General features: G+C 40.0%; 15 protein-coding genes. 13 read left to right on the forward strand and 2 right to left on the reverse strand.

Features of this window, described 5'->3' with window-relative positions; genetic code table 11:
• Positions 1–2: 2 nt before the first annotated feature.
• The 7 genes from AU255_RS08560 (at position 3) to AU255_RS08590 (ending at position 5,027) form a co-directional block, all read left to right on the forward strand.
• Positions 3–683 (forward strand): NADH:ubiquinone reductase (Na(+)-transporting) subunit D, encoded by a 681-nt coding sequence (locus AU255_RS08560; RefSeq protein WP_080522485.1) that lies wholly within the window; start codon positions 3–5, stop codon positions 681–683.
• Positions 683–1,291 (forward strand): NADH:ubiquinone reductase (Na(+)-transporting) subunit E, encoded by a 609-nt coding sequence (gene nqrE / locus AU255_RS08565; RefSeq protein WP_080522486.1) that lies wholly within the window; start codon positions 683–685, stop codon positions 1,289–1,291. Before AU255_RS08560 ends, nqrE begins: the two co-directional genes overlap by 1 nt.
• Before the next feature lie 12 nt (positions 1,292–1,303).
• Positions 1,304–2,524 carry an NADH:ubiquinone reductase (Na(+)-transporting) subunit F gene (nqrF, locus tag AU255_RS08570; RefSeq protein WP_080522487.1) on the forward strand — a complete coding sequence of 407 codons (1,221 nt, stop codon included), beginning with the start codon at positions 1,304–1,306 and terminating at the stop codon, positions 2,522–2,524.
• Between the two features lie 199 nt (positions 2,525–2,723).
• Entirely contained in the window at positions 2,724–3,770 is a 1,047-nt protein-coding gene (locus AU255_RS08575; RefSeq protein ID WP_143735892.1) for an FAD:protein FMN transferase, read from the forward strand.
• Positions 3,767–3,949, forward strand: coding sequence for a (Na+)-NQR maturation NqrM (gene nqrM / locus AU255_RS08580; protein WP_080522489.1), 183 nt, complete (start codon positions 3,767–3,769; stop codon positions 3,947–3,949). Before AU255_RS08575 ends, nqrM begins: the two co-directional genes overlap by 4 nt.
• A gap of 67 nt (positions 3,950–4,016) precedes the next feature.
• Entirely contained in the window at positions 4,017–4,412 is a 396-nt protein-coding gene (locus AU255_RS08585; RefSeq protein WP_080522490.1) for a CBS domain-containing protein, read from the forward strand.
• 141 nt (positions 4,413–4,553) lie between these two features.
• Positions 4,554–5,027: a discoidin domain-containing protein gene (locus tag AU255_RS08590; RefSeq protein WP_080522491.1), complete on the forward strand. Its 474-nt coding sequence runs from the start codon at positions 4,554–4,556 to the stop codon at positions 5,025–5,027.
• Positions 5,028–5,339: 312 nt separating this feature from the next.
• On the opposite strand, the gene epmB is transcribed toward AU255_RS08590, so the two are convergent.
• Positions 5,340–6,323, reverse strand: a complete 984-nt coding sequence (epmB, locus tag AU255_RS08595; RefSeq protein WP_080522492.1) for an EF-P beta-lysylation protein EpmB — start codon at positions 6,321–6,323, stop codon at positions 5,340–5,342.
• 87 nt (positions 6,324–6,410) lie between these two features.
• On the opposite strand from epmB, the gene efp reads away from it, so the two are divergent.
• The 5 genes from efp (at position 6,411) to AU255_RS08620 (ending at position 12,207) form a co-directional block, all read left to right on the forward strand.
• Entirely contained in the window at positions 6,411–6,980 is a 570-nt protein-coding gene (gene efp, locus AU255_RS08600) for an elongation factor P (RefSeq protein WP_080522493.1), read from the forward strand.
• 78 nt (positions 6,981–7,058) lie between these two features.
• A complete protein-coding gene (epmA, locus tag AU255_RS08605) occupies positions 7,059–8,036 on the forward strand; it encodes an EF-P lysine aminoacylase EpmA (RefSeq protein ID WP_080522494.1) in 978 nt (325 codons plus the stop codon).
• 50 nt (positions 8,037–8,086) lie between these two features.
• The gene (gene bamA / locus AU255_RS08610; RefSeq protein ID WP_080523310.1) at positions 8,087–10,453 is read left to right on the forward strand and encodes an outer membrane protein assembly factor BamA; all 2,367 of its coding nucleotides are present in this window, start codon (positions 8,087–8,089) and stop codon (positions 10,451–10,453) included.
• A gap of 140 nt (positions 10,454–10,593) precedes the next feature.
• Entirely contained in the window at positions 10,594–11,283 is a 690-nt protein-coding gene (locus AU255_RS08615; protein WP_080522495.1) for an SDR family oxidoreductase, read from the forward strand.
• Between the two features lie 18 nt (positions 11,284–11,301).
• Complete coding sequence (locus AU255_RS08620; RefSeq protein WP_080522496.1) at positions 11,302–12,207, forward strand: bile acid:sodium symporter family protein; 906 nt, start codon at positions 11,302–11,304, stop codon at positions 12,205–12,207.
• Between the two features lie 23 nt (positions 12,208–12,230).
• On the opposite strand, the gene AU255_RS08625 is transcribed toward AU255_RS08620, so the two are convergent.
• Positions 12,231–12,455 (reverse strand): transposase, encoded by a 225-nt coding sequence (locus tag AU255_RS08625; protein ID WP_198942573.1) that lies wholly within the window; start codon positions 12,453–12,455, stop codon positions 12,231–12,233.
• Positions 12,456–12,904: 449 nt separating this feature from the next.
• Here AU255_RS08625 and AU255_RS08630 point away from each other — a divergent pair, with 449 nt between their 5' ends.
• Positions 12,905–13,342, forward strand: coding sequence for a low molecular weight protein-tyrosine-phosphatase (locus AU255_RS08630; protein WP_080522497.1), 438 nt, complete (start codon positions 12,905–12,907; stop codon positions 13,340–13,342).
• Positions 13,343–13,414: the final 72 nt, after the last annotated feature.

Here is a 13,414-nt window from a genome sequence, read left to right on the forward strand (position 1 = left end):
AAATGAGTGCCGTTATGAATAACGAAACAAAAAAAGTATTGACTGATCCACTGGTCAATAATAACCCGATTACTTTACAAGTATTGGGTATCTGCTCTGCTTTGGCGGTGACATCACAAATGTCTACCTCATTGATTATGGCAGTTGCGCTAACATCGGTTACTGCATGCTCTAGTGCGGCGATCAGTTCTATTAGAAACCATATCCCAAGTAGTATTCGTATCATTGTGCAAATGACGATTATCGCTTCATTGGTTATCGTGGTTGATCAAGTGTTAAAAGCCTTTGCTTATGACATTAGCAAACAATTGTCGGTATTTGTTGGTTTGATTATTACTAACTGTATCGTTATGGGGCGCGCCGAAGCTTATGCCATGAAGAACCCGCCTATGGCGAGTTTTTTTGATGGTATAGGTAATGGAATGGGTTACAGCCTGATTTTAGTGATTGTTGCTTTTTTCAGGGAATTATTTGGTTCAGGTAAATTACTGGGTATAGATGTTTTTACCTTAACTAAAGATGGTGGCTGGTATGATCCTAACGGTTTAATGCTTTTACCACCTAGTGCGTTTTTTATTATTGGCCTTATTATCTGGGCTTTCCGTCAATGGAAGCCTGAACAAAATGAAACAGCTGATTTTAAAATTATGTCTATCTCTCATGGTGAAGGAGGACATCACTAATGGAAGCTTATATAAGTTTATTTATTAAAGCGGTTTTCGTAGAAAACCTGGCATTAGCTTTTTTCCTGGGTATGTGTACCTTCCTTGCTGTGTCGAAGAAAATTTCGACAGCAATGGGTTTAGGTATAGCTGTATTGGTTGTGCAACTAATTACAGTGCCTGTGAATAACATTATTTATCACACTTTACTAAAAGAAGACGCATTAGCATGGATGGGCATCACGGGTGTTGATCTTAGCTTTTTAGCTCTATTAAGCTGTATTGGTATGATTGCGGCACTAGTACAAATCCTGGAAATGATTTTAGATAAATTTTTTCCTGCTTTGTATCATGCACTAGGCGTATTTTTACCATTAATCACTGTAAACTGTGCGATTTTAGGTGGTAGTTTGTTCATGATTGAACGTGACTATGACTTTGCACAAAGTGTTGTTTACGGCGTTGGTAGTGGTTTCGGTTGGGCATTGGCTATTACAGTAATAGCCGGTGTGCGCGAAAAACTTAAATACAGTGATATTCCTAAAGGCCTTGAAGGTCTTGGAATTACATTTATTACCGCAGGTCTGATGTCCTTGGGCTTCATGGCTTTCTCTGGAATCCAACTTTAGGAAGGTATCGTAATGCTAGAGATTGCATTAGGAATTATTATTTTCACGTTTATCGTGATTGCGCTGGTATTTGTTATTATCGGTGCAAAAAGTCAATTAGTTGCCTCTGGGGATGTTGAAATTCTTATCAATGATGAGAAAAAGATTCATGTTCCAGTGGGTGGTAAATTATTAACAGCATTAGCCAATCATGGCTTATTTGTACCTTCAGCCTGTGGTGGTGGTGGTACGTGTGCACAATGTAAAGTAAAAATCCATTCAGGTGGTGGTGAAATATTGCCTACTGAATTAGGACATATTACAAAACGCGAAGCAGCAGAAGGTGAGCGTTTATCTTGCCAGGTTGCCGTTAAGCATGACATGAACATTGAAGTCGAAGACAGTGTTTTCGGCGTAAAAAAATGGGAATGTACCGTTAAATCTAACCACAATGTGGCAACATTTATTAAAGAGCTAGTCCTGGTTCTACCTGAAGGAGAAGAAATCAACTATCAGGCAGGTGGTTATATACAGATTGAATGTCCACCACATATTGCGAAATACTCTGATTTTGATATAGAAGAGCAGTTTCGTGAGGACTGGGATAAATTCAACTTATGGCGCTATACCTCTAACGTAAAAGAAGATGCTTTACGTGCCTACTCAATGGCTTCTTATCCAGAAGAAAAAGAAATCATGTTGAATGTGCGTATTGCAACACCACCGCCAGGTGCACCTGACTCAGTACCACCAGGTATTATGTCATCATATATTTTTGACCTGAAACCAGGTGATAAGTGTATTATCTCCGGTCCTTATGGTGAATTCTACGCGAAAAAGACTGATGCTGAAATGGTCTTTATCGGTGGTGGTGCGGGTATGGCACCTATGCGTTCACATATCTTTGATCAATTACGTCGCTTGAAATCAAAACGTAAAATGTCATTCTGGTATGGTGCACGTAGTAAGCGTGAAATGTTCTATGTGGAAGATTTCGATATGCTGGACCGTGAGAATGATAACTTTGAATGGCATGTGGCTTTGTCTGATGCGCTTCCTGATGATAACTGGGAAGGCTATACAGGTTTTATCCATAATGTCTTGTTTGAAGAATTTATTAAAAACCATCCCGCACCGGAAGATTGTGAGTACTACATGTGTGGGCCTCCAATCATGAACTCATCAGTGATTAATATGTTGATTGAAAATGGCGTAGAGCCAGAAAATATCATGTTAGATGACTTTGGTGGTTAAATGTGTTGTAGAGGTGGGTACTGCCCACCTTTTATAGTCTTGTCATTAGTCGGTATCTTATTCAATTACAAGTGTGTAGGTTGTGGTTTTAGTGCGCAAATCTTAAAAGTGGACTAATGCCACAACCTATTATTATTTAAGATATGTTGAAGAGTTACTGATTAGTTAAATAAATTAATAGCAACTCCAGAAAATTAAAATGCAAAAAATTATCTCTAAACGTGGGTTAAGCCTGACCTTTATTCTCGTTCTTGTGTTATCAGGTTGTGCTAATAATAATAATGTCGAGAAATACCCTTTTAACTTTACGGGACCCACCATGGGCACCAGCTTCACAATTAAAGCCAGTCAGTTACCCGATAGTGTTAAGGTAAATAGACTAGAGAAACTTATCCAGAAACGTCTGGATGAGATTAATCAGCGTATGTCTACTTATATTAGCAATTCAGAAGTTTCTTTTATTAATAGTTCTAGAAATGCTGGTGCCACATTTATATCTCCTGAATTATTTAAAGTTTTAACTCAAGCTGAGGAAATTAGTAGTTTATCAGATGGAGCCTTTGATATTACAGTAGGTCCGCTGGTTAATTTATGGGGTTTTGGTCCTGACCAAATGGATAATCAGGCCCCAACAGCTGAAGAAATTCAACAAGCACTAAGGAATGTAGGATATAAAAATTTATTCTTACATCCACGCATAAAAACACTTAGTAAAACATTGCCAGATGTTGCTATTGATTTGTCTGCATTGGCAAAAGGCTATGCGGTTGATGAGGTTGCAAAAGTATTAGATGGGCAAGGTATCACTGATTATATGGTCGAAATCGGTGGTGAGCTGTACTTGAAAGGGACAAATTTGCAGGGAGAAAACTGGCGTATTGCCATAGAAAAACCTAATGCAGAAAAACGAGAATTGCAAATGATACTTGCCATTACCGATATAGCCATGGCAACATCGGGTGATTACCGTAATTATTTTGAAAAAGATGGTAAGCGTTTTTCGCATACTATAGATCCCAAAACAGGCTATCCAGTGACACATAAATTGGCTTCTGTGACAGTTTTAAGCGATACTTCTATGAAGGCTGATGCCTGGGCTACGGCTTTAATGGTATTAGGGCCAGATCAAGGATATATCATAGCTGAGCAGCAAAATCTGGCAGTGCTGTTTATTGTCAAAACAGAGCAAGGTTTTGAAGAACGCGCTACACCTTTATTTTCTGAACAAACAAAGTTAGAGCAATGATTTATTTTTTAGTGACATTTGCATTTATGTTAATAGTCATTGTGGTGATGGCTATAGGCGTTATTTTTGGCCGCAATGCAATCAAAGGCTCATGTGGCGGTATGGGTGCCGGAAATTGTATTTGTGTCGAGAAGTGTGATAAAAGAAAGAAAATAGAAGCTGAGGCTGACTCCGGTTAATATCGGCTAAAAAGGATTGAGACGGCAATAGATTTATTTTATTAAAAATAATAATAAGGAGAAGACTATGTTGGCAAAAATTACTGTTGCAGACTATATGACCACGCGGTTAATTAAATTAACTAAAGAAATGACAGGCATTGATGCAATAAAAAAAATACTGGATCATAAAATTACCGGTGCACCTGTGTTTAATGAACATGGCAAATTAATCGGCATGTTTTCTGAAAAAGATGCACTGAAAATGGTTTTAGAAGTCGCTTATAATCAAAGTAGTGCTGGTAATGTGACTGAATATATGACTAAAGATGTTGTTAAAGTCGAAGCTGAAATGAGTATTGTTGATTTGGCAGAAAAATTTCAGAATACTTCGGTTAGAAGTTTTCCTGTGTACCGCGATCAGGATTTGGTAGGTATTATTAGCCGTACGGATGTACTACGAGCATTAGCGACAACGGCTTAAAAACAATCATACAGGATATGCCGCGTACCATTAGGTAAATGTCTAAAAATGGTATGCGATGCTTACCCTGCAATAGATATGACAAGATGGCGGGTTTTTAGCCCGTTTTAATTTTTTCCAAATTACTTAGGGCTGGTCTTCATGCGTAAACGAATTATCACTACAGATAAAAATAAAATAGCAACTCCTGATGATGCCTGGCTTGACCTTGAGGAAATTGCAGAAGTAGAAATTAGTTCTGAAGATATCGCCTATCCGATTGAGTTTGCTTTGTTGCCTAATCAGTCTTCAGGGTGGCGTGCTGCTGAGCCCGGAACACAAATTATCAGGCTCATGTTTAGCAATCCGCAAAAACTGACTCGCATCTGGTTAAGTTTTGCCGAATCCAGTACCGAGCGTACTCAGGAATTCAAGATACGCTACTCGTCGGATAACGGAGAATCCTTTCAGGAAATCGTACGCCAGCAATGGAATTTTAGTCCAACTGGCGCAACCAGCGAAACTGAAGACTATAGCGTAGAGCTTGCTGCAGTTACCCTATTGGAATTAAGCATTATTCCGGATATTAATAGTGATAAAGCTTTTGCCTCATTGGCTAAATTACGCCTGGCCTGAAATCAGAAAAGACCTGTTGTATTGGTACACACATAATTTTTTCTGATTACCCATAACTCTCAGCTATATTCGTCATTCCTGCACGCTTTCAGCAGGAATCTCGTGGGTAAGCAAAGATTCCCGATAAAGCTTGTGCCTACGCTTGGCTGGGTAGACTGCGCGAATGACGAGACGCTTAATATACTGATATTTTAAAATTTATTTTTAAATGGCTGTAAGTTGTAGGTAAACAGGTAATTTTTTATTTAAAGAGGAGTGCAATAGCATAGCTATTGCACTTACTAGAAAAAAGCCGAAACTTTTTTACGCCTGCTACACTATCAAGGTTTTCGCTGCTTCTCCTGCTTGCTCTTTAACCAGCTTAGGCACTAAATACCCTGGTAATACATGTTGTAATGCTTGATGTATTTTTAACGCCTTGGTTTGAGTTATTTCAAAATGCGCAGTCCCTTTCGCCTTATCTAATAAATGTAAATAGTAAGGCAAGATCCCGGCTGCAAAAAGCTGTTCACTTAAGGATTGCAAAATTTGCGTATTATCATTAATACCTTTTAATAACACCGATTGATTCAATAAAGTAATATTTGGCTGCTTTAATGCACGACATGCTGTTATTACTTGCACACTCAGCTCATTAGCATGATTGCAATGCGTGACTATAATAATGGGGATGGGTGAATTTTTGAGTATCGATATTAGTTCAGATGTAATGCGTGCCGGCAGAACGATAGGTAGCCGAGTATGAATGCGTATGCGTTTAAGATGTGCTATACGCGATAATTTCTGCATTAAATCATTTAGTCTTTGGTCACTTAAAAGCAAGGGATCTCCTCCGCTCAAAATAACCTCATGAATATCAGGATTATCCTGAATATAGCCTAGTGCGGTGGCTTCCTTATGTTTATTTAATTGCACTTCAGCATAAGGAAAATTGCGTCTGAAACAAAAGCGGCAATTAATTGCACAGCCTCCAGTTGTAATGAATAAAACACGTCCCTGATATTTATGAATAATGCAGTTTTCGGTTAATGCGGATAAGTCACCGACAGGATCATTTTGAAACTCCGCTGGATTACTGAGTTCATCAGCTATAGGCAAAACCTGCATAAGTAAAGGGTCATCAAGCTTACCTTTTTGCATGCAATTTGCATAACTTAAAGGCACGCGCATAGCGAAATCATGCCTGGACAGATGAGAGAACGCTTGAGAATCAATATCTAGATACAGAAGTAAGTCCTCTGGTTTGCTAAAGGCTGAAGCTAATTCTTGTTGCCAGGTGGATATGTGAGCCGTCATAGATTTAAATAAGCATTATTCTGCAGGAATCAATAGATGCGAGGTATAATAACAAACATTTAAGCATACAAATATATAGAGATATAAATGGCGACTTATAGTACAAGTGAGTTTAAAGGTGGATTAAAGTTAATGATGGATGGAGATCCCTGTTCCATTATCGAGAATGAGATTGTTAAGCCTGGAAAAGGACAAGCCTTTAACCGCGTAAAATTAAGAAACTTAAAAACAGGACGTGTCATTGAGCGCACATTCAAATCGGGTGAGTCTCTTGAAGGGGCGGATGTTATCGATTTAGATATGCAATATTTGTACAATGATGGTGAGTTTTTCCATTTTATGAATCCGGATTCTTTTGAGCAATATCAGGCGGATGAGACTGCGGTTGCCGATACAAAATTATGGTTAAAAGATCAGGCCATGTGTATCCTGACTTTATGGAATAATGCACCGATTAGTGTGACACCACCCAATTTTGTGGAACTGGAAATAACAGAAACTGACCCTGGTTTAAAAGGTGATACCTCGGGTGGCGGTGGTAAGCCAGCAACACTGGAAACAGGGGCTGTAGTGCGAGTGCCCTTATTTGTGCAGATTGGTGAGTTGATTAAAGTTGATACGCGTACTGGCGAATATGTCTCACGAGCAAAAGCTTAAAGTATCAACAATACGAGTGTCTGGTCTTGACGTGAAGACAATAGATAAAGCTATTGCACTTCAAAGGGTGATCAGATAATGATAACTACCTGGCAACCCAGTTGTTCATTAGAGCTTATCCGTTTACGGGCCAAATTATTACACGAGATCAGAAGTTTTTTTTATGCTGAAAATGTTCTCGAAGTTGAGACACCGATCCTTTGCCAGGCGATTGGAACTGACCCGTATTTAGATTTTTTTTCAACCAGTCAGTTGTCAGCAAATCAGCCTGTTTTATATCTGCAAACATCGCCTGAATTTGCCATGAAGCGTTTGTTAGCAGCACAGACAGGGTCTATTTATCAGATTACAAAAGCCTTCAGAAAAGCCGAGTCAGGGCGGTTGCACAACCCTGAGTTCAGCATGCTGGAGTGGTACAGGGTAGGCTATAATTTATCAGGATTGATGGATGATGTAGAGCTGTTATTGAGCCGGTTTTTAGCTGCTGAACGTTTTTCAGATCCGGCAGAACGCATAAGTTACGCTGATGTGTTTCTGCAATATACGGGTTTAAATGCGCTAGTGTTTGATTTAAGTGCATATAGCTGCGTCGCTGAAAAACTGGGTTTCCCGGAGGCAAAACAGCTATGTGCAGATGATCATCCTACCTGGCTGGATTTTTTATTTAGTCATAGTGTGCAGCAACATTTAGGTAAAACAGGATTGTGTATGGTCTATGATTATCCGGCGTGTCTACCTTCATTGGCACGATTGAACCTTGATAATCCACTCACAGTAGCACGGGTGGAAGTCTTTATAGACGGGATAGAACTCGCCAATGGCTATTATGAATTAACGGATTTAGCGCAACAAAGCAGCCGCTTTGATCAGGAAATTTTGCTCCGGGATAAAAATGGCGCAGCAAAAGTACACAAGGACGAACGCTTTTTAGCGGCTCTGCAAAGTGGCCTGCCGCATTGTTCTGGTATCGCCATGGGTTTAGATCGATTATTAATGATAATAAGTCAAAAAAATCATATCGACGAGGTTTTAGCATTTCCTATAGAAAATGCTTAGTGAGCCAGATTTTTGTTTTTTACGGATTTTCTTCTGCCATAAACTTTTACATGAAATTTAAATTTTTCCTCCCTATATGTTTGCTGTTATTGTCACTTTCTTCAATCGTACACGGTGAAGAGCAAGGCTTCATCGTACAGGATATTCGTGTAACAGGCCTGCAACGGATATCAGTCGGAACAGTATTTAATTACCTGCCGGTCAATATAGGCGAAAAACTGCTGAATAAAAATATTGCTCCCGCGATTCGAGCTTTATTTAAAACAGGTTTTTTTCGCGATATTTCCATGCGTCAGGAAGGCGGTGTACTCGTGATAGAGGTGGTGGAACGTCCTTCCATAGCGGAAATCAAGATAGAAGGGAATGATGATCTGAAAACGGATGATTTGTTAACGGCGTTAACCAGCATTGGGTTGGCTAAAGGGACGGTATTCAATCGACAAATTCTGGATAAGGTAGAACAGGAATTAAGGCGTCAATATTTTAGTCATGGTAAATACAGCTTAAAAATTGATACTAAAGTAATACCTCTGGAAAGAAACAGAGTCAGTATTAATATTAACATTTCAGAAGGTGCCGTTGCTAAAATTAAATCTATAGATATTATCGGTAATAAGGCTTTTACTGAAAAGGATTTATTAAAGAATTTTGAATTAAGCACTACCGGCATACTTTCTTTTTATACTAAAGATGATCAATATTCCAAGCAAAAATTATCTGCTGATTTAGAACGTTTGCGTTCTTATTATCTGGATCGTGGTTATATTAATTTTACTATCAAGTCTACCCAGGTTTCGATTACCTCCGATAAAAAAGATATTTATGTGGTAGTCAATGTAGAAGAAGGTGACATATTTACCTTAGGCAGTGTCAAGCTAAGCGGTAATTTAGTAGTGCCTCCTGAGGAACTTATTGCGTTGTTACAGGTAGGGCCGACAGAGGTTTTTTCGCGTAAAAATGCAACACTAACGTCTAAAGCCATTTCTGATCGTTTGGGTGAAGAAGGTTATGCTTTTGCCAATGTGAATATGGTCCCTGATATTCATAATGATACCAAAACAGTCGATATGACATTTTTTATTGATCCTGCCGATCGGGCCTATGTCAGACGAATTAGTATGCATGGAAACCTCAAAACGCGGGATGCGGTGTTGCGCAGAGAAATGCGGCAAATGGAAGGCGCCTGGGCATCTTCAGTTAAAATTGAACGCTCTAAAGCGCGATTGAGCCGCCTGGGATATTTTGACAATGTGGGTATAGAAACGCCTAAAGTTCCTGGCACACGTGACCAGCTGGATTTAAACTTTTCAGTGACTGAAAAGTCCTCGGGTAATTTAATGGCCGGTATCGGTTATTCGCAAACTCAGGGTATTATCTACAATGCCAGTGTTACTCAGGATAATATCTTTGGTTCGGGTAAACGAGTCAGTCTCAACTTTAATAAAAGTGATGTTTCGACTCTCTACAGCTTGGGCTTTACCAACCCCTATTTTACGCGAGATGGGGTAAGCCTTGGTTATAATTTCTTGTACAAGAAAACCGATGGAGCAGCTGCCAATATTTCAAACTATCTAACCGATATCATTAGTGGTGGGGTCAATTTTGGTTTTCCAATTAATGAAAATCAACGCATTAATTTAGGTATAGATATTAAGCATACGACAATAAAAGAAGGGGATTTTGCACCACCTGAATTACCACTGTGGATAGAGCAAAATGGATCTAGTTTTTTAACCTTCCCAATTACTCTTGGGTGGGTCCGGGATACGCTGGATAAACCGATTTTTCCAACTGAAGGGAGTCAGCAACGACTTTCCGGTTTAGTGACTATTCCGGGTAGTGATTTGACCTATTATAAAGTCAGTGCAAAAGATCAGCATTATTTTAGTATCGCAAAAGATCTAGTGATAAAGGTTATGGGATCATTTGCTTATGGTAATGGTTATGGTGATACCGAGAGTTTACCATTTTTTGACAACTATTTTGGCGGTGGTGTGAATTCAGTAAGGGGTTGGCGCGATAATACCCTGGGTCCTCAAGATCACTGTAATCCACCTGTCACTGATAATCCTTGTGGTACAGGTGAGGCACGGCCATACGGTGGTAATATTAAAATCATAGGTAATACCGAGCTTATTTTTCCTATTCCATTTATGTCAGATGTCGAGTCGGTGCGTTTAATGGCATTCTTTGATATAGGATCAATTCAAGGACCTTATACCCAGCAGAACGCTAATGGTGATTTAGAGACAGTTACCCCGGGTTTTTCTTTTTCTGACTTCAGGTATTCAACCGGGCTAGCGGCTAAATGGTTATCACCTTTTGGTGCTTTACAGGTCAGCTATGCAATACCTCTGAATGATCAGGAAGGCGATCAGATACAGGCCTTCCAATTCAGCTTTGGTTCGCAGTTCTAGGAATAGCTGCATACTATCCTTTTGTAGCCAGTGGAAGACGGGGTCAACGTAGCATTTGATTCCCGTATTCCGTAAACTTCATGCGGGCTACGTCAGATTATTAATACAGATTCCTCAGCAAAGACACGAGAACAACACTTATGAAAACAGTCTTGATTACCGGTGCAAATCGTGGCTTGGGTCTGGAATTTTCCCGACAATATGCGCAAGCTGGCTGGCAGGTCATTGCCTGCTGTCGCAATCCTGAAAAAGCAACAGCACTGGCGCAAATGGCAAGCCATGATAATGGTATTCGTATAGTCCAGTTAGATGTGCAGAACCATCAGCAAATTGAGGCTCTTGCGACAGAGCTAAAAGGCACAGCTATAGATGTATTGATATCCAATGCAGGTATTTATGGTGATCGTCATGGTTTTGGGGCTATAGATTATCAGCATTGGCACACGGTAATGCAAGTGAATGTATTTGCCGCTGTAAAACTGGCGGAAGTATTTGCCTGCAATCTGGCCTTAAGCGAGCAGGGTGTTTTTGTTGCTTTAAGCAGCTTAATGGGCAGCATCACGGATAATACCAGCGGCGGAAGTTACCTCTATCGATCTAGCAAAGCTGCATTAAATGCGGCAATGAAAAGCCTTGCATTTGATTTTCGTCAGCAGGGAACCGGAGTCATCATCTTTCATCCGGGCTGGGTCAGAACAGATATGGGCGGACCGAATGGTTTGATAGACGTAGATGAAAGTATTGCGGGTATGCGCGAACAGGTTGAAAAATTCAGCATCTCACAAACAGGATGTTTTATTAATTATAAGGGTGCGGCAATGCTCTGGTAAGCTTGACCTGCAAAAGAAATGAACAATAAATTGATTGCTTTATTCCCCATCGCTGCATTGCTATTCTCTTCTATAGCCTATTTATACCCCGCAATATTTGTTGCTGCCAAAGGGGCGATTATTCCCTTATTAGCTTTAGTGATGCTATTTATGGGCATGACTTTAAACTGGCGGCATTTTGCAGAGGCGCTTAAACAGCCACTGGTTATATTGTTGACCTTAGGCATTCAATTTGTATTTATGCCACTGTTCGCTTATTTGTTGGCTCATGCTTTACAATTATCGGCAGCACAAACCATAGGTCTGGTTTTGGTAGGCTGTAGTGCGGGCGGAACAGCCTCAAATGTGATTTGTTATTTAGCCAAAGCAAATGTCGCCTTATCCATATTAATGACCATGGCATCCACTTTGTGTGCGGTATTGGCCATGCCTTTATTGAGTTATGTTTACCTGAATCAGAGTGTTGAGGTTCCCGTTGTCAGCATGATGCGCAGCATTTTATTTATCGTATTACTACCCGTGTTAACAGGCACTGCGATTAATTCATCGTATGCGCATTTGATCAGCAAGGTGCAGGGCAGTTTTCCGGTTTTTTCCAGTATGGCCATAGTGCTTATTATCGCGATAATCGTTGCACTTAATCAGCAAAATATATCCAGTCTTGCGTTGCCAGTCATTGCCGCAGTTGTTTCGCATAATCTATTAGGTATGACGGCAGGTTACTTTATTCCAAGATTGTTAAAATATGATATTGCTATCTGTCGTACAGTTAGTATAGAAGTCGGCATGCAAAACTCAGGTTTAAGTGTTGCCCTGGCCATGCAATATTTTTCTGCTGCAGCGGCATTGCCAGGTGCAATATTTAGTATATGGCATAATGTTTCCGGCTCGTTAATAGCGTTATACTGGCGACGCGAAAAATAATATGTTTGCTTACTCGTATTTTTCTATATATTGCCCGGATTTTGCGTCCTGTGCAGAGAAAATCCCGCCTTGATTAACGCCCATCTTGTTTTGTAATCGGCATCGCCCGGTGGCAATGTCCAAATGCAATGTAAATGCTCAGGGAGAATAACCATCGCATCGATTTTAAATGGTGATGGTCTTTTACCTTGCGCAGGGTTTGTCGCAGCAAGTCGATATTGTTCGTTAACAGATTTTTTCAGTGGCATTAGCTACGGTTTACGCTGAATAATAACTACTTCTTTTGTTATTGCGCTACCGTATTCAGCCATTTGATTTATGTCTCTATAGTTTCGATCGATGCGGTTTGTGCCACACCGCATCCTACGGGCTGATAATTCATAGACCGGCGAGTCTGGCATTGGCTGATCGTATTTTAAGTTAGAAGATGGTGTATGCAGTGTAACTGCCGATGTACAGAAGTAATGCAAAAATTGTGGAATGGGTGTTCGTTTGATAGAATGATTTCATTATTTGGGTAAAGATGAGGCAACTTGATAGATCTCATTCCCACATTCCATATTACTGACATTAAAACAATGACATAGGATGAACTGACGATAGGAAGCGCATCACGTCGCGAAAGATGCGCTTCCTAGCGTCAGCACATCCTACATTCAGGTGTTTTTTAACTTAATATTAATCAGAGACACACAGCTTGTTTGAAAATATACTCGTCGTCTGTATCGGTAATATATGCCGAAGTCCAATGGCTGAAGCACTTTTAAAAGATGCATTGAAAAACCAGGATAAAAAATACACTATTAGCTCGGCAGGAATTGGGGCGTTGGTCGGTCATAAGCCAGATAATATCGCCTGCGAACTTATGTTAGAGAAAGGCCTGGATATATCGGATTATCGGGCGACACAATTAAATCAGGATATGATTCATAAAGCTGATCTTATTCTGGTCATGGAGTCTGTGCATAAAGAGCAAATTGAACTTAAACAACCCAGCGCAAAAGGTAAAGTATTCAGATTAGGGCATTGGGGCAGTTTTGACATAGCAGACCCTTACCGACAAGAGCGTAAAGTATTTGAAAAGGCTGTGCGGCTAATCGAAAAAGGTGTTAAAGACTGGGTGAATAAAATTTAAAGCTAGTGTGCTTAAGGCGGAGCGCATAGATAGATCTTGTTCTCACGCGCCAGTGCTGGTAAGTTAAGCGAT

The sequence above is a fragment of the Methyloprofundus sedimenti genome (assembly GCF_002072955.1).
GTDB lineage: Bacteria > Pseudomonadota > Gammaproteobacteria > Methylococcales > Methylomonadaceae > Methyloprofundus > Methyloprofundus sedimenti.